The organism is Pseudomonas moorei, assembly GCF_008801475.1.
GTDB lineage: Bacteria > Pseudomonadota > Gammaproteobacteria > Pseudomonadales > Pseudomonadaceae > Aquipseudomonas > Aquipseudomonas moorei.
The window spans coordinates 71,669-92,315 of sequence record NZ_VZPP01000008.1 but is presented as its reverse complement, the minus strand read 5'-3'; the positions used below and the strand labels follow the sequence as shown (position 1 = coordinate 92,315).

Here is a 20,647-nt window from a genome sequence, read left to right as displayed (position 1 = left end):
CCCGACATGAGAAGCATCGTCAAGGCCGTGAGCCTGAACAAATATTACGACCAGTACCACGCGCTCAAGGACATCAACATCGAAGTCGAGCAAGGCGAAGTACTGTGCATCATCGGCCCGTCCGGCTCCGGCAAAAGCACCTTGCTGCGTTGCGTCAACCAGCTGGAAAAGATCGACAAGGGCGGCCTCTGGGTCGACGGCGAACTGGTCGGCTACCGGGTCGTCGGCAACAAGCTGCATGAACTCAACGAAACGCAGATCGCCCGTCAGCGCCTGTCGACCGGCATGGTGTTCCAGCGTTTCAACCTGTTCCCGCACATGACCGTGCTGCAAAACATCATCGAAGGGCCGTGCCAGGTGCTCAAGCGTTCGCCCAAGGAGGCGCACGAAGAAGCCGTGGAACTGCTCGCCCGTGTCGGCCTGGCCGACAAACGCAACAGCTACCCGATCGAACTTTCGGGTGGTCAGCAACAACGTGTCGCCATTGCTCGTGCCTTGGCCATGCGCCCCAAGCTGATGCTATTCGATGAACCCACTTCGGCACTCGACCCGGAACTGGTCGGTGAGGTGCTGTCGGTGATGCGCGATCTGGCGCAGACCGGCATGACCATGATCGTCGTCACCCATGAACTGGGCTTCGCTCGCGAAGTATCCAACCGCATGGTGTTCATGGACGGCGGACAGATCGTGGAGGCTGGAAGCCCCGAAGAAATACTAATAAGTCCGCAAAACCCTCGCACCCAAAGCTTCATTTCTGCCGTTCGAACCTAAGTGCCCCTTGGCGCTCACAACACTCATAAGAGAACGACCATGAAGAAAATCGTTATCCCAGCAGTACTCGCCAGTGTCATGGCCTCCGGCTTCACCTTCGCCGCCGAATTACCGGCCAGCATCAAGGACAAGGGCGAGATCGTCGTCGCGATCATGCCGAACTACCCGCCGATGGATTTCAAGGACCCGGCCACCAACACCCTCACCGGCCTCGACTACGACCTGGGCAATGCGCTGGCCCAGCGTTTGGGGGTGAAGATCAAATGGCAGGAAACCGGTTTTGAGCAAATGATCAATGCGCTGACCACCGACCGCGTGGACATGGTGTTGTCAGGCATGACCGACACCGCCGAGCGTCAGGCCAGCGTGACCTTCGTCGACTACTTCACCAGCGGCCCGCAGTTCTACACCTTGCAGAAAAACGCAGCCACCAACGAAATCATCGACCTGTGCGGCAAGAAAGTCGGCACCAGCCGCCGTACGACCTTCCCGGCGGAAATCGCCGAGTGGAGCAAGGCCAACTGCGAAGCCGCCGGCAAACCGGCGATCAACGTGATCGGCACCGAAGGCTCGGCCGACGCCCGCGCTCAGTTGCGTCAGAGCCGCATTGACGCCGCCATGCAGGGCAGCGAAACCCTGCCGTACCTGAAAACCCAGGAAAAGGACATGTACAAGACCGTTGGCCTGCCGATTTCCAAGCAGTTCACCGGCCTGGGCGTGAGCAAGAAAAAGCCTGAGCTGAGCGAAGCGGTGAAAGTCGCATTGCAGAGCATGGTGGATGACGGCAGCTACCAGGCGATCCTGAAGAAGTGGGATCTGGAACTGGGTGCGATCCAGACCGTGACCGTCAACGCCGGCAAATAAGGACCTGTCCTTTGTGGGGGCGAACTCGCTCCCACAAAGGTCTGGTTCGATCACAATTTTGTGGCCGACCGACATACCTGTGGGAGCGAGCTTGCCCGCGAGGGCGATTTGTCAGCTGATCGAGGGTTGAATGTGTCGGCCTCATCGCAGGCAAGCCCGCTCCCACAGGGTCCGGTGTTTACTTATAAATAGTTGGAGCATCACCGATGTCCTCCTCACCCCCAGCCACCTGGCCCGCCCCCCACAAAGCCTGCCTCGCCCTGGCCTTCGACCTCGACGGCCCGACTGGCGATGCCATGCTCAACGGTTCGATCTGGCGCAAGCCGGAATACTTCGGTTTCGGCGGTTATGGCCCCTACCGGGCATTGCCGCGATTGCTCGATCTGCTCGACGACTTCCGCATCCCGACGACGTTCTTTGTCCCGGCCTGGGTCGTGGAGAACTGGCCAAGACAGTGCCAGGCCATTGTCGAACGCGGGCATGAAGTGGCTTACCACGGCTACAAACACGAATCGTTTTACGCCCTGACGCTGGAGCAGCAAAAGGACGTCATGAAGCTGTCCCGTGAAGTGTTCTGGAAACACCTGAACATTCGCGCCGAAGGCTTTCGCACGCCTTCAGGCGACTGGCGCGCCGAAACCCCGGCGGTGCTGGTGGAGGCTGGCGTGACGTACTCCAGCAGCATGCGCGGCGATGACCGGCCGTACCTGGTCAACGTACCCGGCCACACCACGCCACTGGTGGAGATCCCCGGTCGTTGGGAAATGGACGACTACGCCTCCCTCGCCTACACCCGTGCGCCGGACTTCCCTTCGGGGCTGGACCGTACCGCCAGCTATGAGCTGACCCTCGACAACTGGTGCCGCGAATACGACGGCGCAATGAATGAAGGGTTATGCCTGACGACCCTGTTCCACCCCAAGATCACCGGCAAACCGGGCCGCATCCTGTTGCTGGAAAAACTCTTCGAACACATGCGTCAGCGCGACGACGTCTGGTTCGCCACCTGCCGCGATGTCGCCCAGTGGTGGCTCAAGGAGCATCACCATGGTTGATTCCGCTGTCTGGCCCCAAGGCTATCGCTGCGCTGTGGTACTGACCGTCGATTACAACGACATCCACGGCATCCTCACGCAAGCCCCGGAAGTCGCCGGGCGCGACAAGACATTGTCGGTCTGGCGCTACGGCACACAACGGGGCGTGGAGCGTTTGCTCGGCCTTTTCAAGGAACTCGGTGTGTCCAGCACCTGGTTTGTCCCCGGTATCGTCGCCGAAGAAAACCCCGGCCATATTCGGGCGATCCAGGCCGACGGCCATGAGATCGCCTGCGCCGGCTATCGTCATCAGAACTACGACACCCTGGACCTGGCCGCGCAAAGCGACGACATCGCCAAGGGCTGTGAGACCTTGGCGGAGCTGACCGGCCAACGTCCAGCCGGTTTTCGCATCCCGACGGGCAATGGTGCGCCGGGGTTCATCGAGGCTTTGAAGGATCAGGGCATTCGCTGGTCCTCGTCGTGGCGCGGCGATGACTTGCCATTCGCTCACCCGACTGCACCTGAGGTCATTGAACTGCCTCTGCATTATGAACTGGAGGACGAGCCTTACTTCGCCTTCAACCTCAGCCCGGCAGTGCCTCCGGCGCAATCGCGGATCGCGTCCTACAGCCACACCCTGGGCAACCTGCAAATGGACTTCGCCGGATTTCACCGTTTTGGCCTTTGCTACGTGCTGCGCCTGCACCCGGAAATCATCGCCACGCCGGGACGCATCGGCGTATTGCGCGAATTGATCGAAGGCATTCAACAGCACGATGACGTGTGGATCGCCACGGGTGCCGAGGTCGCACAGTGGTGGGCAGACACCGCAGCGCCGGTCGCCGAGGATCACCCGGCGTCAGTTTATGAGCGGCATTATCGGGATTACGTGTCATGAGCGAACGCCTGCAACGTCTGGCGCAATTCTGTGTTGAGTTGCGGTTTGAAGATCTACCGCCTGCGCTGGTGACACAGGCCAAGCGGCACATCCTCGATACCTTCGGTGCAACGCTGGCCGGAGCCGCTGGCGGTGTCGCGGAACAGGCGCGCAAGGTGTTTGCCAGTGAAACCGGTGACGTGCCGGTTTGGGGCACGGACCTGCAGGTTGGCCCGGCTCAGGCAGCGATGCTTAACGGCGTCGCCGCCCATGCTCTGGAGCTGGACGACACCGGCGGCTGCGATCACTCCGGTGCCGTCGTCCTGCCGGCGGTGATGGCGGCGGTTTCAATGCTCCCACAGCCGGTGAGTGGTCGTGAGTTCATCACTGCCGTAGTGATCGGCTACGAAGTCGGTCGCCGGGTGCTCGAAGCCTGCGGTGGCTATTCAGCCCACAACGGCGCCGGTTGGCATTCCACTGCGACCTGCGGGGTGTTCGGCGCAGCGGCGGCCAGTGCTCGCATCCTTGGCCTGGATGCGCGGCAAACCCTGGCGGCGCTGGGCATCGCCGGCAGCTTCAGCGGTGGCCTGTGGGCCTTCATCCACGATGGTTCGCAAAGCAAGAAACTGCACAGCGGGCGCGCCGCCGAAGGGGGACTGCTGGCGGCGCGGTTTGCGCAACAGGGCATCAGCGGGCCGACGCAGTTGTTCGAGGAAGTCTGGGGTGGTTTTCTGAAAACCCTCGCTCCAGCGACCGCGACGCCCGAAGCGCTGGATGCGGACCTCGGTGTGGTTTGGAAGCTCGCCCGCTGCTCGATCAAACCCTATGCCTCCTGTCGCGGCACCCATTCGGCCATCGACGCCCTTGGTTTGCTGCTGGATCAACTGAATGTGGCGGTCGACCAGGTCGAAGACGTGCGGGTTTCCCTGTGCGGGTTTCTTCAGGACATGTGTGGCGGTCAGGACGTCAGCAGCCTCGCAGCCGCACAGATGAGCCTGCCATATGCCTTGGCCGCGCGGCTGGTGCAGGGGCATTGCCGGTTGCAGGCCTATGACGACGACCAACGCAGCGCCCCGCGCATGACCCAATGGCTATCGCGCATCCATCTGGAAGTGGACCCGCAACGGCCAGAGGATGGCGAGCCCGTGGTGACGCTGCGGACCGTGGATGGTCGGCAGGCAAGCCTGTGCGTTGAAGTGCCATTGGGCGCGCCAGGCAATCCACTGAGTGACGTGGCGCTGGAGGAGAAGTTTTTCAGCTTGACGATGCGGGTGCTACCGCGACAACAGGCTGAAGGCTTGCTGGGGCAGTTGTGGCGAATTGAGGAATTGGAATCGGTGCGCACGCTTGAGCGGTGGCTGATTTGAGTACTGCGTCGTGCGCCGGACCTCATCGCGAACCTGCTCGCGATGAGGTCCGGCGACTGGTCGAACACCAAAAACCTGAATAAGGACATTTGCACCACCGTGGCCACTTACTCGCTTGTTATTCGCCGCTTGATGATCGTTTCACTGACCATCGTGGTCAGTCGCGCCATTACCAGCCCCTTGCTCACGCTGTTCCTGAGCCACAAGCTGGGCCTCAACCAACAGGACGTCGGTTTGCTGCTCGGTATCGCGGTGTTCATCGCCACGCTGCTGGCGCTGTATGGCGGTTATGTCATCGACCGCCTGGAAAAGCGCCGATTGCTGATCCTGGCGATGCTCTCCAGCGCCATCGGTTTCGTACTGCTGACCTTTGCCCAAAATCTCTATCTGACCACCATGAGCCTGGTGGTCACCGAAACCGCGTCAGCGCTGTTTCTCATCGGTTCAAAAGCGATCCTCAGCGAAAACCTGCCCATGGGCCAGCGTGCCAAGGCGTTTTCCCTGCGCTACACCCTGACCAACATCGGCTATGCCACCGGCCCCATGCTCGGCGTGGTGATCGCCGGGGTCTATCCGATTGCGCCGTTCCTGATCGCCGCCGGCATCGCGTTTTTCAGCATTTTCCTGATGGTAGGCATCCCCAGCGATGCCGCGCAGACACCGGCCATTGGTAAACCGCAAAGCTTCTTCAAGACGCTGGTCACCCTGAAAAACGACCGCACCCTGATCATGTTCACTGGCGGCTGCCTGCTCAGTACGGTGGTGCACGGGCGCTACACCCTCTACTTGTCGCAATACCTGCTGGTGACCCACGACTCCAAACGTGCCCTGGAAATCATGGCCGCCCTGCTCGCCTGCAACGCCATCAGCGTGATCCTGTTGCAGTACCAGATCGGCCGGTTCCTCAATCGCGAAAAGCTGCGCTACTGGATTGCCGGAGGCACCAGCCTGTTCATCTGCGGCCTGATCGGCTTCAGCCTGGCTGACAACATGCTGAGTTGGTGCGTGGCGATGTTCGTTTTCACGCTGGGTGAAATGATCATCTACCCGGCCGAATTCCTCTTCGTCGACACCCTGGCCCCGGAAGAGCTGCGCGGCAGCTACTACGGTGCCCAAAACTTGGCGGCTTTCGGTGGTGCCCTGAGTCCGGTAATTTGTGGCTTCCTGCTGATGCACACTGCGGCGCCCACAATGTTCTATGCCTTAAGCGCACTGACTGCGATGGGTGGTTCCCTGTGCTTCATGAGCGGTCGGCGGATGGCCAGAGTGCAAAAATAATGCACTGAAACCCCTTGGGCATGAGGCACACAGCGCGACGTTGCTCCCCCCTGCCCGACTCACTACATTGATTAGGCTCTCGGCCCTTCGTTGATCCCGGCGTAGACTCGTCGGCACGGCTCCTAAAGAAGTTTCGCGCGCCCCCCCTGCATAAAAATGTGAATTTTTTAACCTTCAAAAATTACGTTTTTTTCATCTCTTGTAACAATTTGATCCGTATACTTTTCTCTGGAAAGCGATGAGTTGACAGCCGGCCCCAGGTGCCAGCCACTCACAAATTGACAGTTGGGCGGCGTTAGAGTCGAAGGACTATCATTTCGCTTATCCAGCCTGCCTATCCATATCAACCCACCACAGGAGTATCCGACCATGGACCCTGCCCATTCTCGGTGGGTCATGTACACAGAAGCCAAGCTGAATCGAGCCGTGTGAAGGATTTATCCAGCAATTTTCCTTGCTGATGAAACGTGCGGTTTCTGTTCCTGCCTTCAGCGTTTGTTTGCGTGACCTCTCTCAGCTGTTTTACCAACCTTCAAGCGTATGTTGTGCTTAGACTGCCTATGAGCAGATTCAGGCGCGTGTGCTCGAGAACGTGTTGGCTGATGGTCATGAACCTCACATACAACGCTGTTGGAATCACTGAATATGAACAAAGTATTCCGTCATTACATTCCGGCCACGGCCTTGCGACTGCTGCCCAACCGCTGGGATCTGGTCGCCCTGCCGCTGGTGATCGGTTTCTTGCTGTTTTTCTCGATAGCAGCACGGGAAACCTGGGCGCCGATGTCCACCTTGCAGGGTGAAGTCATTTCACTCGACCCGACCAACCTTCCCGAATATGCAATGCGCACGACCTTGCGCATGCTCGCGGCGATGGCCGCGTCCCTGGTGTTCACCCTGCTGTACGGAACCCTGGCCGCCAAAAGCCGACGGGCCGAAAAACTGCTGGTGCCGGTGCTGGATATCCTGCAATCGGTGCCCGTACTGGGCTACATCTCGTTCACCGTGACGTTCTTCCTGCTGCTGTTTCCAGGGCGGGTGCTCGGCGCTGAATTCGCCGCCATTTTTGCCATCTTTACCAGTCAGGCATGGAACATGACGTTCAGCTTCTACCAGTCACTGCGCATGCTGCCGCGAGACCTGGAAGAAGTGTCCAGCAACCTTCAATTGTCCGGCTGGCAAAAGTTCTGGAAGCTCGACGTGCCTTTCGCCATTCCGGGGCTGGTCTGGAACATGATGATGAGCATGTCCGGTGGCTGGTTCTTCGTGGTGGCCTCCGAAGCCATCACCGTCGGCGACAAGACCGTGATGCTGCCTGGCGTGGGTTCATACCTGGCGGTCGCCATCCAGCAGCAAAACCTGCACGCCGTGGGCTACGTCATTCTGGCGATGATCGCGGTCATCCTGATTTACGACCAGTTTCTGTTCCGGCCGCTGGTGGCCTGGGCCGATAAATTCCGCATGGAAAACACCGCGTCCCAGGCAGGTTCGCCGGAATCATGGGTGCTGAAGCTGATCCAGCGCACGCGCGTGGTCCAGCGCGTGCTGCGTCCCATCACCCGAACCATCGGCCGAATCGGCAATCGACGTTTCAGCCTGCCGCGCTCGAACCGCACCGCCGTGTCTTCGAGCCCGGCCACCTCACGCCTGATCGATTGGCTCTGGGGCGCGCTGATTGCCGCGCTGACCCTCTACACGCTGTACCACATCGCCCTCTACATGAGCAGCGAAGTGACACTCGGTGAAGTCGGGCATGTGCTCGGCATGGGGCTGATTACCCTGGTTCGGGTGGCGTTGTTGATTGCCGTGGCCTCGCTGATTTGGGTGCCGCTGGGGGTGATGATCGGTTTGCGTCCGCACCTGGCGGAAAAAATCCAGCCACTGGCGCAGTTCCTCGCAGCCTTTCCTGCGAACCTGTTGTTCCCGGTGTTTGTCATCGTGATCCTGCGCTACCAGTTGAACCCGGACATCTGGCTGAGTCCGCTGATCGTGCTGGGCACGCAGTGGTACATCCTGTTCAACGTTATTGCCGGCGCCAGCGCATTCCCCAATGACTTCCGCGAGGCCGCAACCAACTTCCGCATTCGCGGCTGGTTGTGGTGGCGCAAAGTGATGCTGCCGGGCATCTTCCCGTATTACGTGACCGGAGCGATTACAGCCTCGGGCGGCGCGTGGAACGCCAGTATCGTGTCCGAATTCGTTTCATGGGGACAGGACAAGGTCGTGGCACATGGCCTGGGCGCCTACATTGCCGAGAACACGGCGGCCGGTGACTTCCCTAAAATCGCCTTGGGCGTGGTGGTGATGTCGCTCTTCGTCGTGGCCTTCAATCGCGCAGTATGGCGGCCGATGTACGCCATTGCTGAAAACAAACTCCGTCTCAACTAACGGGATTCGATGTCATGAATACCTTTACAGAACACACACAGGCATCCCCCGAAATCTATGCGCTGAACAACGTGAGCCGGGCGTTTGGCAAGGGCAAGGACGAGTTGCAAGTGCTCAGCGATGTCGACCTGACCCTGCGAGAAGGCGAGATCGTCGGCATGCTGGGCCGCTCGGGTTCCGGCAAATCCACCTTGCTGCGCATCATTGCCGGCCTGATAGCGCCGTCGTCGGGGGAAGTTCGCTACAACGGTGACTTGCTCACCGGGCCGGCCGAAGGTGTCGCGATGGTCTTTCAGACCTTTGCGCTGTTCCCTTGGCTGACGGTCCTCGAAAACGTGGAAGCCGGTCTTCAGGCGCTCCAGGTCGAACGCAAGGCTGCCCGCAAGCGCGCACTGGCGGCGATTGACCTGATCGGCCTCGACGGGTTCGAAAACGCCTACCCCCGGGAGTTGTCCGGTGGCATGCGCCAACGGGTCGGATTTGCCCGCGCCCTGGTGGTGAACCCCACCCTGCTGTTAATGGATGAGCCCTTTTCCGCACTGGACGTGCTGACCGCCGAGACCCTACGCACTGACCTGCTGGACTTGTGGAGCGGCAAGCAACTGCCGATCAAATCCATCCTGATCGTGACCCACAACATCGAAGAAGCGGTTTTGATGTGCGACCGCATTCTGGTCCTGTCATCAAACCCAGGGCGTGTGGTCGCCGAAATCAAAGTGCCTTTCGAGCATCCGCGCAACCGCCTGGACCCGACCTTTCGGCAAATGGTCGACGACATCTATGCCTTGATGACAGACCGCCGCAGCGCCGATGCCAGCACCGGCAAAGCCGAACTGAAAATGGGCAGCCCGCTGCCGGAAGTTTCCACCAACCTCATCGCCGGCCTGATCGAAACGCTGGCGGCCGAGCCGTATAACGGTGAAGCAGGCCTGCCCGACGTCGCAGAACGGCGCTTGCTGGAGGTGGACGACCTGTTCCCGGTCGCAGAAATGCTGGAGCACCTGGGCTTTGCCGAACTCAAGGGCGCGGACATCACCCTCACCGAGGCCGGCAAGCTATTCGCTGACTACGGAACCCAGGAACGCAAAGCCCTGTTTGCCGAACACCTGGTCAAACACGTGCCACTGGCCGCGCGCATTCGCCAGGTCTTGCAGGAACGAAACGGCCACCGCGCGCCGCGGGTGCGTTTTGAGCAGGAACTGGAGGATTCACTGACCGATGCGTTTGTGGAGAAAACATTGGAGAGCGTGATCACCTGGGGGCGTTACGCTGAAATCTTCTCCTATGATGACCACACCGAGACCTTCAGCCTGGACGATGTAGAAGGCAGCGTATAGCCCTTTCCACGCCATAGGGTCGGCCGTCCACACAGGGTGCATTCTGTCTGCCAGACGCCCTGGGACCGCCGATCCCTTCACCAGCGCCATAGATAAAGCGCCCGGTTTTGCCTACTTGCGCAAGTGTCCAGCCACCAACCTGCGTGATTAACGGGTTGATCGGCAGGTGCTAGAATCCGCTGCCCCACGTCTGACGCTGATACCCGTGCGGTGCACGGGCACGGTGGAACGCCAAACCTAGAATCGCCAGACAGCCGCAATGGTGCACCCATGTTTCCAAGCCTTGAAGTTCGACGCTACGAGGGGGAAAACCCTCACCACCACCATGACTTTGCACAATGGGTACTGCCGCTGTGTGGTCGGATGGAAATAGACGTGGACGGTCGCGGGGGCTGCATCGATCCGTCGCTGGCGGCGCTCGTAGCGCCTGGCTCAGTGCACTCGCAGCTCGCTCAGGCTGATAGCCGTTTTCTGGTGTTGGACTGTGCAGCGACGACGCTGGAAACGCTCCAGATGGAGCGTCTGGCCCGGCAAATATACGTGCCAATCCCCCCGGCGACCCGGCGTCTGATCGAATTCGCCGAGTTGATCGGTAAAGAGCAACTGTCCATCGGTGCCTCCCAACTGGCCCCCCTGCTGCTGTCATCGCTCGGCTCGGATACCGCCTTTTCGTCGCCCATGGAGCAGTTGATCGCCCGTCTGCGCGCAAACCCTGGCGCCAACTGGAGCAACGAGGCCATGGCTCAAGCAGCCAACATGAGCATGAGCCAGCTCCACCAGCGATTCCGGCAATTGTTCGCGATGAGCCCTCAAGCCTGGTTGACGCAGTTGCGCATTCACGAAGCTCAACGATGGTTGCGTGGCACCGCATTACCAATAGCGGACATCGCCTTGCGTGCCGGTTTTTCCGATCAGGCGGCGCTGACCCGTGCCATGCAGCGTGTGAGCGCTACAACCCCGGCGGTTTATCGCAAGGCTCAAAAACAGCCTGGGTAAAAAAGCCAGGAGTTATCGACAATATTTCCCGGATCAATCGCTCCAGACTGCAGGCTTTGCGGTGTGGGGGCGCGGGTGAAATGTTTGCTGATCGATCACTGTTGAAGGGCGCCGGCTACGGGGTGTGCGCGGGCCTGTGTTGGGGGGTGATTTTCCTCGGCCCACAGCTGACGCCGGGGTTGAGCGGCTTGCAGTTCGCGGTCCTGAGGTTCCTGTGCTACGGCGCCCTCTCGGCCGTCCTGCTCATGCCGCGCTGGAGGCGTGTCTGCGCCAGTCTCACCGTCGCCGACTGGAAATCGCTCTTCTGGCTGAGCCTGATCGGCAACCTCGTTTACTACGCACTGGTGGGCACCGGTGTCCAGTTGGTGGGCATCGCTACCACGTCCCTGATCGTCGGGCTCATTCCGGTGCTCGTCACCCTGGCCGGGCGTCATGACGCCAACGCCGTTTCCTTGCGAAAGCTCTTCCCTTCGCTTTGCTGCGCTGTCGCGGGGGTCGTGCTGATCAGCTGGCACGCACTGATCAATGGCGACAGGCACGATACATCGACGAACATCGCCGGGATTTTATGCGCGTCAGGCGCATTGCTGACCTGGAGTTGGTTCGCGGTCAGCAATACCCGGCGGTTAGTGCAAGTGGCCGGCGTCTCCTCCCCTGACTGGGCACTGTTGACCGGGGTAGTGACCGGTGCTCAATCACTGCTGTTGGCGGTACCGGTATTCGGTTTTCAGGCAGACACACCGGGTACGTCCGAGGGTCTGCATTGGCTCATGGTGGCCGGTGGCGTGGCACTTTTGTCGTCGGTGGTGGGAGGGGCATGCTGGAACCAGGCCAGCCGGCTCCTGCCGTTGGCACTCAGTGGGCAAGTGCTCGTGATCGAAACGTTGGCGGCGCTCGTTTTTGGTTTTTTATGGGAGCAACGGCTACCCGACGGGTATGAGCTGGCCGCCATCGCACTGCTGGTGACAGGCGTCGTTTGGTGCCTGAATTGTCATCGCGCGCCGCAACCTTCCATGGCCACTTAGCGCGGATTTTCTGCGACTTGATCGATCGGCCACACGTGCGCCTGCTGCCGGTTTTCAACTAATCCTGTGAGCCGGCTTGCTGGCGATAGCGATCTCATGGACGCCTTCACCGGCAAGCCAGCGAAGGCGGTCTCAAGGCTGCCGACTGCTGACCCTCTGCTCGCTGCCCTCGAACATCGCTTCGAAGCGCGACTTGTTGGCGGCGTAGTAGTCGGCGACGACCTTGTCGGGAGAACTCTGCCGCGACTGCATCATCAGCGCTTCCAGGTCGGCCCTGGGAATCGAGTAGTGAGCGAAGAAGTACACCACTTCCGGGTACTCCTGGCTGAAACCCTTGCGGGCCATGGCGTGGATCTGCTCGGCGCCACCGAAGATTTGCTTGGGGTCATCCAGGTAACGCAGCGACCATTTGGAGAACATCCAGTGCGGGCTCCAGGCATTGACCAACGACCATTTGTCCCGCTTGAGGTTGCGATCGAGCTCGTTGAGCATGCCGGTTTCCGAGGACGCCACCAGTTTGTAGCCGTCGAGCTTGTATTCGTCGATGGCTTTGACCGTGAGCTTGTACTGGCCATTGCCCACCTCTGAGGTGAGGATCTTGCCGTCGAACTTCGCCCTGACTTCGGGCTTGTTCAGGTCCTCGACGCTGGCCACCTCGCTGACCGGTATCGAGGTGGGCACGGCCATGCCGATCCGCCCTTCATAGAGCACGCCGAGGTCTTCGAGTCTGTCCTTGTACTTGTCGTAGAAGGCCTTGTGGGTGCTCGGCAGCCAGACCATCGGGATCAGGTCGATATTGCCGTTGGCCAACGCCTGGAACTGGATGCCGATGTCGGCCATGACCAGTTTCACCGGCTGCTTGAGATGGTCCTCCAGGGCCGTGGTGGCCAGCTTGACGGTGATCTCGGTGTCCGACCAGTTGACCCAGCCTATACGCACCGGCGCGGGTTCCGCGGCTTGCGCCAGCGCAGCGCCGGCGGCGAGCGCAACACTGATCAATCCGGCACAGATTGTTTTTCGATACGGCGAATGAGCGTTCATCAAGCGTCTTCCTGTTTTGGTTGTTATTGGCAGGTTTGTCTTAATTTGAACGGCCTTACGGTCGTGAAAAATGCAGCCTTGCGCGGCAGGTCGGTTTGACCGATCCCTTCTCCTTGTGCGCCGATCTTATCCACGACTTTTATCCCGCGCAAGTAAAATGTACACCTGTGTCATGAAGGATTGACACACATGTACAGTTATCCTAATTTCAAGTCGCCGAGCCTGATGAAGCCCACTTTGGAGCGCACCACCATGTCCAGCGATCCCTTGCTGCAGCCGTACACGATCAAGCACCTGACCCTCAGAAACCGCATCATCACCACCTCCCACGAACCGGCCTATCCGGTGGACGGCATGCCCAAGGACCTGTATCGCGCCTATCACGTCGAACGTGCCAAGGCCGGTGTTGCCCTGACCATGACCGCCGGCTCCGCGGCGGTCTCGCGCGACAGTCCGCCGGTGTTCAACAACGTACTGGCCTACAAGGACGAAGTGGTCGGATGGCTCAAGGACCTGACCGACGAATGCCATGAACACGGCGCGGCGGTGATGATCCAGTTGACGCACCTGGGCCGGCGCACCCGCTGGGACAAGGCCGACTGGCTGCCCGTGGTGTCGCCTTCCCACCACCGCGAGGCCGCGCACCGGTCCTTCCCGAAAAAAATGGAAGACTGGGACATCGAGCGAATCATCAAGGACTACGTGGACGCGGCCGAACGCATGAAGGCGGCCGGCATGGATGGCCTGGAACTGCAGGCCTACGGGCATTTGATGGACCAGTTCTGGTCACCGCTGACCAACGAACTCGACGGCCCCTACGGCGGTCCGCTGGAAAACCGCATGCGTTTTACCTTCGACATCCTGCGGGGCATTCGCCAGCGGGTGGGCGAAGACTTCCTGCTCGGCGTGCGTTACACCGGTGACGAGCAACTGCCGGGGGGCTTCAATGCCAGCGAAGGCATGCAGGTTTCGCACATGCTCAAGGACAGCGGGCTGGTGGACTTCCTCAATGTGGTGCGCGGCCACATCGATACCGACGCCGGTTTGACCGATGTCATCCCGATCCAGGGCATGCGCAATTCACCGCACCTGGATTTCGCCGGCGAAATTCGCTCGGCCACCGGTTTCCCGACCTTCCACGCCGCGAAGATTCCGGACGTGGCCACTGCGCGCTACGCGATTGCCTCGGGCAAGGTCGACATGGTGGGCATGACCCGGGCGCACATGACCGACCCGCACATCGTGCGCAAGATCATCGAAAAGCGTGAGGAAGACATTCGCCCTTGCGTGGGCGCCAACTACTGCCTGGACCGCATCTATCAGGGCGGCGCGGCCTATTGCATCCACAACCCGGCGACCGGCCGGGAAACCACCATGCCTCACGAGATTCCCAAGGCTGCCGTCAAGCGCAAAGTCCTGGTGATCGGCAGCGGCCCTGCGGGCCTGGAAGCGGCGCGGGTCGCGGGTGAACGCGGGCACGATGTGACGGTGCTGGAGGCCGCCGATCAACCCGGAGGGCAAATCCGTCTGACGGCCCTCAATGAGCGACGCCGCGAAATGATCGGCATCATCGACTGGCGCATGGCCCAGTGCGAGCGCCTGGGGGTCAAGTTCCACTTCAACACCTGGGCCGAAGCCGACACGGTATTGGCCCACGAACCGGACGTGGTGATTGTCGCCACCGGCGGCCTGCCCCACACTGAGATGCTGACCCAGGGCAACGAGTTGGTGGTGTCGACCTGGGACATCATTTCCGGTGACATCAAGCCCGGCCGCCATGTATTGATCTTCGACGATGCCGGTGACCATGCCGCGTTGCAGGCGGCCGAAGTCATCGCCAAAAGCGGCGCGACCGTGGAGATCGTGACGCCTGACCGTTCGTTCGCACCGGAAGTCATGGCCATGAACCTGGTGCCCTACATGCGCAGCCTGCAGGATCTGGACGTCACCTTCACCGTGACTTACCGCGTCGAGACGGTCGAGAAACGCGATGGTCGCCTGCTCGCGACCTTCGGCAGCGATTACGGCCAGGTGCACAAGCAGCGGATCGTCGATCAGGTGGTGGTCAACCACGGCACCCTGCCCCTGGACGATCTGTACTTCGAGCTTCGCCCGCATTCGAGCAACGGCGGCGCGGTGGAACAGCACGACCTCATCGCCGGCAAGGCGCAAAACATCGTCACCAATCCCCAGGGGCAATTCCAGCTGTTCCGGATTGGTGACGCCGTGGCCGCGCGCAACACCCATGCGGCGATCTACGATGCGTTGCGGCTGGTGAAAGATCTCTGATCCTGCGATTCACTTGTGGCGAGGGAGCAAGCTCCCTCGCCACAGAGCCTTTATCGGAATTCGCTACATCCCCCGCCGCGCAACCTCCGCGCCGGCCTGCAAGGCCCGACCGACGATGGCATCAATGCCCTGTTCGCTCATCGACTGCAAGGCCGCCGCCGTCACACCACGGTAAGCCATCAGCGCTTCGATCATTTGCAGCGGATCACGACTGGCAAGCATCTGCCCGCCTCCGACCACCACGCCTCGGGCGGCACGCTGGGCAATGTCATGGGGAATGCCCGCCGCCACCGCCTGACTCGCCAGCGCCTGGTGCAGCAAGGCGGGGAACGCCGGCCCGGTGCCGGACAACGCACTGAGGTAATCAATGCAGTCTTCGTTCGGCACTTCATCCGCCGCGCCCACGCATTCGAACAACTGCTGCAGCCACTGACGATCCATGTCGCCAAGCGCGCCGGTGCTGTACCACGGGGTGTACGACTGCCTGATCTCCACGGCCGCATTCGGCATGGCCCGCACCACCGTTTGCGCACCGGTGGCGGCGCTGATGACGGCGGCCGGGATCCCGGCCATGAGGGAAATCACCTGTTTGCCGCTGGCGTCGATCCGCAGTTCACGAAACTGCTCCGGCCGAATCGACAGCACCAGCACATCGCTGAGCGCCACCAACTGTTGGTTATCGGCCAGCACCCGCACGTCCGGTCGCAACGTGCTGCGGCCCGAGCGGTTGGAAATGAGCAGCGCGGCAGGCTCGATGAAACCGCTGTCGAGCAGCGCCTCGGCGATCGCGCGGCCCAGCCAGCCGGTACCGCCAATGATGCCCAGGGTTCTATTGTTCATCGGCTGCCGGCTCCTCGATGGTTTCAACCAGCGGACCGAACACGCCGGGTTCTTTTTCCGCGTAACCGAACTTGCCGAAGAAACGATCCAGTTCACGCCGCTTCGGTGCCTTGCCGGTAAACACGGTGACGTACTGCGGGATGCGGCGAAAACGCACCACGATGTCCTCGCTGGTTTTCATCGAGATGTAGCCGATCTGCGTCAGGTAGATCGTCCTGGCCCTCGCGTCGGCGGCCTCGGCTTCGTAGCCGAACCGGCGAAACATCGCGGTCAGGGCATTGATGCGCGCCTCATCGGCCAGGGCAATTTCGGCGGTGACCTCCGCCGATTGCAGCGCCCAGCTGCGCACGGCGAATTCGAATTGCGAGTCGAACAGCTCGGGGTTCAACCAGCACTCGAAGACGTTGAGGATCGCTTCGCAAATACTCTCGGCATAACTCTCGCACTGCCCGACCAGGCCGCCACTGTTCTTGTCCCGCCAGCGGGCCAGCAGTGCCGCCAGCAATTGCTCGCGATCTTCGTAGAACCAATAGAAGCTGGTGCGCGACAAATTCAGGCGCTTGGCCAGCGGCATCACCCGCACCGCATCGACACCGGATTCCTTCAACGCATCGTAGGCGGCGTCCAGCCAGCCATCGACCGAACCCCGCCATCCTGCATCCTGAGCCTTGGTTTTGCCCTTTCCTGTCTGCGACATCTTGGCTGGCGCCTTTACCTGAGAATTGCGCTCAACTGTACACCTCGGAATCCATGGCGTACACGACCTGTACATAGGCGTACATTTTCAGGACAGCGGGATGCTGTGTGCAGATAGAGGCACTCGGGCTTGATGATCTTTTCCCAGGATCACCAAGCCCGACTCGTAGACGAAAATATCAGGAAGGCCGGCGCACCACCCTCACCTTCCCGCTCATGCCACCGCCGCAAAAGAACCGCTCGCCACCATCGGACTCAAGCCCCGACACGCCGATACCGGCCGGCATCTTCAGGCTTTCGAGGACTTCGCCCGAATGCGGATCGACGCGGCGCAGTTCGCTCTCTTCGGCTTCCCAGGTGCCATGCCACAGGTCGCCTTCAACCCAGGTCACTCCAGTGACGAACCGGTTGGACTCGATGGTGCGCAGAATCGCGCCGTTCTCGGGGTCGATCTGATGGATTTTCCGCGCCTGATACTGCCCCACCCACAGGGTGCCTTCGGCCCAGGTCAGGCCTGAGTCATTGCCGCCACCGGGGGCCGGGATGGTGCCGAGTATCCGGCCGGTATGCGGGTCGATTTTCTGGATGCGGTCCTCGGCAATCTGGAACAGGTGCTCACCATCGAAGGCGGTGCCGGCGTGGGCGGCAACGTCGATCGAGCGCAGGGTCTTGCCGGTGTCGGGGTCGAGGGCATTGATTTTTTCTCCGCTGGCAAACCATACCTGCCGGCCGTCCCAGGTCAGGCCGTGCACCTTATCGACATCGGCAAAGGGACCATATTCACGGAGGATTTCGGCGGCTGACTGTTTCATGAGGGTGTTCCTCGCTAGGGGTTGTGGCGTTCATCCTAGCCACCGGGCGGCGGTCCGGGGAGTAACAAGGTCGTCGCGAAACCGGGCACCGGCGCAGTCACCCAGCGCCGTGCCCGGCCGTGACCAAACGACTGCACCTTGCCCGCCGTCGCCAGTGTGTCGAGTGCCCGTTGCACGCTGCGCTGGCTGTTGCCCAACGCCAGTGCCAGTGCCGAGCTCGACCAGGCCTCACCGTCGGCGAGCAAGGCGAACACCGCGGCATGTCGCGCTTCGACCGCTGGCATGAGCAACACCACATCGGTTGAAACCTGGGGGACCAGGGCAAATCCGCGTTTGCTGGCGGTCACGCTGGCGAGGGGTTTCAGTGCCGCGCGCAGGCGGCCGATTTCCACGCGCAAACGGGCCCGGTGGGATTCATCGCTGAGCTTCAGGCGAAAGGCCTTGGCGATCAGTGTTTCCCGCGACACGTCCGCCGGCCAGGCTTCGGCAAGGGTTCGCAGCAGGGTGAAGAGGATCGGACGCGTGGCCAGGGAAACCGACATGCCCGCGCTGCGCACGACAGAGCGGCAGCCGTCGACCACCAACGATGTCGAGGCCAGCAGCGCTTGCACTTCGTCGAGCAACAGGGGTCGTGGTTCGCCTTGGGAGATTAAGCACGCGGCGGGACTGTTGAGCAAAAGTGCCGCGCTGTCGACTTCAGCGCACAGCGCGGGAATGCCCGACTGGCGGGCGGCGAGTTCGGCCCTGACGAGCGCCGCCCGTGCCGCTTGGGAACGCAGACAGCGCATCGCAATTCCCGCCACCACCAGTTCATGGGTGGCCCGCAATGCGGGAGGCAGGATTGCCGGATCGAGGTCCGCGAGCAATGCCTGCGCCTCATCGAGCTGTCCGATCAGCAGCAAGCGGCGGATCTGCAGATAGCGCGCATGGGCCGCGTTGACGGAATCGCCGTGGGCCACCAGCGTGACCCGCGCGGCGTCGAGCGCCTTCACCGGCCAGCCAAGCTCCCGCGAGGCCAGCGCGATCTCCGCCTCAGCGACCACGCAGCGCGCCCGCGCCACCGCCTCTTTCGGCCCGAAGGCCCGCGCCGCCCTGCGCACCAGTGCCCTGGCCCGCGCCAGATCGCCCAGTTGCGCCATGGCGATACCACGCAGCGCCAGCGCCGGTGCATCCTCGCGCAACGCCACCCGGTCCAGCGCACCAAGCGGGTCACCCGCCGCCAGCGCTTGCGCCGCAGCGGTGATCAGCGAATCCATTGCAATCCTGCCACGCGTGTCACTCCTGCGTTCAGAAGACCCGGGGTGAGTCTATCTCACGGCACAGTCCTGTAGGAGCCAGCCCGCTGGCGATGGACTTCAGTACGCCGCGTTTTTCCAGACCACACGCGTTATCGTTACTGACTCGCCCTGTCTATGCTCAATCGAACCGCTGCGTTGCCAGGAGAATCGACATGAACGAATACCAGCCCATGAGTTGCGACCTCTATGACTATCTCGAAATCGCCTGCATGCGCGGTTATCGACTGGACATCGAGTTGAAGGACGGCGCACGCCTGGTGGCCAAGGCACTGACCACGCGCACCTCGAGCGAGAAGGAAGAGTTCATCCTGCTGCAGACGGATGACGCTCAACAGGAGATTCGCCTGGACCAATTGCTGGCCATCACCCCCCTGGATGCGAATGCGCAGTTTGGCCGGGTGGTGTTTTCCGATGCCGTCTGCACGTTCTAGGGTCGGGTTGCCGCAAGCGACGGGCCGAGGTGGGAGCGCCCCGCCCCGCTCCCACCGTGGATCGGCTACTTGTCCGACTTGATGCTGGTCCAGACCCGGGTGCGCACCCGCTCCAGCTTCTGCGGCAACGGCTGCACGACATAGAGGGTCTTCAGGGCGTCGGGGGTCGGCGTCAGGTCGGGGTTGCCGGTGATGTCCTTGTTGATCAGGGCAAGCGAATCCTTGTTGGCGTTCGGATACCCCAGGAAGTCACTGATGGGGGCGATGACTTTCGGGTCCAGCAAATTGTTGAGAAACGCGTGGGCTTCTTCGACGTTCTTCGCGCTTTTGGGAATGGCGAAGGTATCGAACCAGATTGGCGCCCCCTCCTTCGGCAGGCGCCAATCCACGACCACGCCGTTGCCCGCTTCTTTGGCGCGATTGCCGAACTGGTAGAAGCTGCCGGAGTACCCGATGGCCACGCAAATGTCGCCGTTGGCGATGTCGGTCATGTATTTGGCGGAGTTGAAGTAGGTGACGTAAGGCCGAATCTTCAGCATCAGTGCCTTGGCTTTTTCGTAGTCGTCCGGGTTCTGGCTGTTCGGGTCCAGCCCCAGGTAATGAAGGGCCAGGGGCAGGATTTCCGACGGCGAGTCGAGCATGGCCACGCCGCAGGACTTGAGCTTTTCCATGTTCTCGGGCTTGAACACCAGATCCCAGCTGTCCACGGGTGCGTTCTCACCCAACGCAGCCTTGACCTTGGCCGGGTTGAAGCCGATCAACACGGTGCCGTACATATAGGGCACGCCGTACTGGTTGCCGGGGTCGTTCTTGTCCAGCAACTTGAGCAGTGCCGGGTCCTGGTGCTTCCAGTTGGGCAGCCTGGACTTGTCCAGCTTCTGGAACACGCCAGCCTTGATCTGGGTTTCGATGAACTGGTTCGACGGCACCACCAGGTCGTACCCGGAGTTGCCGGTCAGCAGCTTGGCTTCCAGGGACTCGTTGGTGTCAAAGGTGTCCCAGGTGACTTTGATGCCGCTTTGCGCGGCGAAGTCCTTGGGCACGGACGGCAGGATGTAGTCCGCCCAGTTGTACACCCTCAACTCGCGCTGTTCGGCGTGCACGGCGCTGGCCAGCAACGTCAGCCCACACACCGTGGCGCCCAAAATGCGTTTCATAGTGTCCATGGATCAGTTCCCCAATGTCAGCTCTGGTTTTTATGTTTTGAGACGGCAGCGGCCCGCAAACAGCCAAGGGCAAGGAAGATCAAAGATTCTAGTTATGGATTCGAGGGGCGCCGGGTCGGCAGCCTGGTTCCGAT

The 20,647-nt window shown here is 61.2% G+C and carries 18 protein-coding genes; 12 read left to right on the top strand and 6 right to left on the bottom strand.

Going from position 1 to position 20,647, the window contains the following annotated elements:
* Window positions 1–6: 6 nt before the first annotated feature.
* From F7R06_RS16645 to F7R06_RS16600, 10 genes are all read left to right on the top strand, one after another.
* Complete coding sequence (locus F7R06_RS16645) at window positions 7–771, top strand: amino acid ABC transporter ATP-binding protein (protein ID WP_090323307.1); 765 nt, start codon at window positions 7–9, stop codon at window positions 769–771.
* Between the two features lie 39 nt (window positions 772–810).
* Entirely contained in the window at window positions 811–1,635 is an 825-nt protein-coding gene (locus F7R06_RS16640) for an ABC transporter substrate-binding protein (protein WP_090323308.1), read from the top strand.
* A 206-nt stretch (window positions 1,636–1,841) separates the two neighbouring features.
* Window positions 1,842–2,690, top strand: coding sequence for a polysaccharide deacetylase family protein (locus F7R06_RS16635; protein ID WP_090323310.1), 849 nt, complete (start codon window positions 1,842–1,844; stop codon window positions 2,688–2,690).
* On the top strand, window positions 2,683–3,570 hold the full coding sequence (locus tag F7R06_RS16630; RefSeq protein WP_090323311.1) for a polysaccharide deacetylase family protein: 888 nt from the start codon (window positions 2,683–2,685) through the stop codon (window positions 3,568–3,570). The genes F7R06_RS16635 and F7R06_RS16630 overlap by 8 nt, the downstream gene beginning before the upstream one ends.
* Window positions 3,567–4,916: an MmgE/PrpD family protein gene (locus F7R06_RS16625; RefSeq protein WP_090323313.1), complete on the top strand. Its 1,350-nt coding sequence runs from the start codon at window positions 3,567–3,569 to the stop codon at window positions 4,914–4,916. The genes F7R06_RS16630 and F7R06_RS16625 overlap by 4 nt, the downstream gene beginning before the upstream one ends.
* Before the next feature lie 99 nt (window positions 4,917–5,015).
* Window positions 5,016–6,194 (top strand): MFS transporter, encoded by a 1,179-nt coding sequence (locus tag F7R06_RS16620; protein WP_090327416.1) that lies wholly within the window; start codon window positions 5,016–5,018, stop codon window positions 6,192–6,194.
* A 645-nt stretch (window positions 6,195–6,839) separates the two neighbouring features.
* Window positions 6,840–8,582, top strand: a complete 1,743-nt coding sequence (locus tag F7R06_RS16615; protein WP_090323315.1) for an ABC transporter permease — start codon at window positions 6,840–6,842, stop codon at window positions 8,580–8,582.
* Between the two features lie 14 nt (window positions 8,583–8,596).
* Window positions 8,597–9,919 carry an ABC transporter ATP-binding protein gene (locus F7R06_RS16610; protein ID WP_090323316.1) on the top strand — a complete coding sequence of 441 codons (1,323 nt, stop codon included), beginning with the start codon at window positions 8,597–8,599 and terminating at the stop codon, window positions 9,917–9,919.
* A 270-nt stretch (window positions 9,920–10,189) separates the two neighbouring features.
* Entirely contained in the window at window positions 10,190–10,915 is a 726-nt protein-coding gene (locus F7R06_RS16605; RefSeq protein ID WP_090323318.1) for a helix-turn-helix transcriptional regulator, read from the top strand.
* Between the two features lie 80 nt (window positions 10,916–10,995).
* Window positions 10,996–11,940, top strand: a complete 945-nt coding sequence (locus tag F7R06_RS16600; RefSeq protein WP_090323320.1) for a DMT family transporter — start codon at window positions 10,996–10,998, stop codon at window positions 11,938–11,940.
* Between the two features lie 132 nt (window positions 11,941–12,072).
* Here F7R06_RS16600 and F7R06_RS16595 read toward each other — a convergent pair whose 3' ends face one another.
* On the bottom strand, window positions 12,073–12,981 hold the full coding sequence (locus F7R06_RS16595) for a glycine betaine ABC transporter substrate-binding protein (protein WP_090323321.1): 909 nt from the start codon (window positions 12,979–12,981) through the stop codon (window positions 12,073–12,075).
* Window positions 12,982–13,233: 252 nt separating this feature from the next.
* On the opposite strand from F7R06_RS16595, the gene F7R06_RS16590 reads away from it, so the two are divergent.
* A complete protein-coding gene (locus tag F7R06_RS16590) occupies window positions 13,234–15,270 on the top strand; it encodes an NADH:flavin oxidoreductase (RefSeq protein WP_090327419.1) in 2,037 nt (678 codons plus the stop codon).
* Window positions 15,271–15,333: 63 nt separating this feature from the next.
* Here the strand turns inward: F7R06_RS16590 and F7R06_RS16585 are convergent, their stop codons facing one another.
* From F7R06_RS16585 to F7R06_RS16570, 4 genes are all read right to left on the bottom strand, one after another.
* Window positions 15,334–16,110, bottom strand: coding sequence for a pyrroline-5-carboxylate reductase family protein (locus F7R06_RS16585; RefSeq protein ID WP_090323323.1), 777 nt, complete (start codon window positions 16,108–16,110; stop codon window positions 15,334–15,336).
* Window positions 16,100–16,807 (bottom strand): TetR/AcrR family transcriptional regulator, encoded by a 708-nt coding sequence (locus F7R06_RS16580; RefSeq protein ID WP_090323324.1) that lies wholly within the window; start codon window positions 16,805–16,807, stop codon window positions 16,100–16,102. The genes F7R06_RS16585 and F7R06_RS16580 overlap by 11 nt, the downstream gene beginning before the upstream one ends.
* A gap of 178 nt (window positions 16,808–16,985) precedes the next feature.
* The gene (locus tag F7R06_RS16575; protein ID WP_090323326.1) at window positions 16,986–17,618 is read right to left on the bottom strand and encodes a Vgb family protein; all 633 of its coding nucleotides are present in this window, start codon (window positions 17,616–17,618) and stop codon (window positions 16,986–16,988) included.
* Window positions 17,619–17,653: 35 nt separating this feature from the next.
* The gene (locus F7R06_RS16570; RefSeq protein ID WP_090323327.1) at window positions 17,654–18,874 is read right to left on the bottom strand and encodes a helix-turn-helix domain-containing protein; all 1,221 of its coding nucleotides are present in this window, start codon (window positions 18,872–18,874) and stop codon (window positions 17,654–17,656) included.
* Between the two features lie 194 nt (window positions 18,875–19,068).
* Here F7R06_RS16570 and F7R06_RS16565 point away from each other — a divergent pair, with 194 nt between their 5' ends.
* Window positions 19,069–19,347, top strand: coding sequence for a Rho-binding antiterminator (locus tag F7R06_RS16565; protein WP_090323329.1), 279 nt, complete (start codon window positions 19,069–19,071; stop codon window positions 19,345–19,347).
* A 65-nt stretch (window positions 19,348–19,412) separates the two neighbouring features.
* On the opposite strand, the gene F7R06_RS16560 is transcribed toward F7R06_RS16565, so the two are convergent.
* Window positions 19,413–20,513 (bottom strand): polyamine ABC transporter substrate-binding protein, encoded by a 1,101-nt coding sequence (locus F7R06_RS16560; RefSeq protein WP_090323331.1) that lies wholly within the window; start codon window positions 20,511–20,513, stop codon window positions 19,413–19,415.
* Window positions 20,514–20,647: the final 134 nt, after the last annotated feature.

Bases quoted from the DNA above. Each gene is read 5' to 3' on its own strand.
- F7R06_RS16645 (WP_090323307.1), top strand. From the start codon at position 7: ATGAGAAGCATCGTCAAGGCCGTGAGCCTGAACAAATATTACGACCAG.
- F7R06_RS16640 (WP_090323308.1), top strand. From the start codon at position 811: ATGAAGAAAATCGTTATCCCAGCAGTACTCGCCAGTGTCATGGCCTCC.
- F7R06_RS16635 (WP_090323310.1), top strand. From the start codon at position 1,842: ATGTCCTCCTCACCCCCAGCCACCTGGCCCGCCCCCCACAAAGCCTGC.
- F7R06_RS16630 (WP_090323311.1), top strand. From the start codon at position 2,683: ATGGTTGATTCCGCTGTCTGGCCCCAAGGCTATCGCTGCGCTGTGGTA.
- F7R06_RS16625 (WP_090323313.1), top strand. From the start codon at position 3,567: ATGAGCGAACGCCTGCAACGTCTGGCGCAATTCTGTGTTGAGTTGCGG.
- F7R06_RS16615 (WP_090323315.1), top strand. From the start codon at position 6,840: ATGAACAAAGTATTCCGTCATTACATTCCGGCCACGGCCTTGCGACTG.
- F7R06_RS16610 (WP_090323316.1), top strand. From the start codon at position 8,597: ATGAATACCTTTACAGAACACACACAGGCATCCCCCGAAATCTATGCG.
- F7R06_RS16605 (WP_090323318.1), top strand. From the start codon at position 10,190: ATGTTTCCAAGCCTTGAAGTTCGACGCTACGAGGGGGAAAACCCTCAC.
- F7R06_RS16600 (WP_090323320.1), top strand. From the start codon at position 10,996: ATGTTTGCTGATCGATCACTGTTGAAGGGCGCCGGCTACGGGGTGTGC.
- F7R06_RS16595 (WP_090323321.1), bottom strand. From the start codon at position 12,981: ATGAACGCTCATTCGCCGTATCGAAAAACAATCTGTGCCGGATTGATC.
- F7R06_RS16590 (WP_090327419.1), top strand. From the start codon at position 13,234: ATGTCCAGCGATCCCTTGCTGCAGCCGTACACGATCAAGCACCTGACC.
- F7R06_RS16585 (WP_090323323.1), bottom strand. From the start codon at position 16,110: ATGAACAATAGAACCCTGGGCATCATTGGCGGTACCGGCTGGCTGGGC.
- F7R06_RS16580 (WP_090323324.1), bottom strand. From the start codon at position 16,807: ATGTCGCAGACAGGAAAGGGCAAAACCAAGGCTCAGGATGCAGGATGG.
- F7R06_RS16575 (WP_090323326.1), bottom strand. From the start codon at position 17,618: ATGAAACAGTCAGCCGCCGAAATCCTCCGTGAATATGGTCCCTTTGCC.
- F7R06_RS16570 (WP_090323327.1), bottom strand. From the start codon at position 18,874: ATGGATTCGCTGATCACCGCTGCGGCGCAAGCGCTGGCGGCGGGTGAC.
- F7R06_RS16565 (WP_090323329.1), top strand. From the start codon at position 19,069: ATGAACGAATACCAGCCCATGAGTTGCGACCTCTATGACTATCTCGAA.
- F7R06_RS16560 (WP_090323331.1), bottom strand. From the start codon at position 20,513: ATGGACACTATGAAACGCATTTTGGGCGCCACGGTGTGTGGGCTGACG.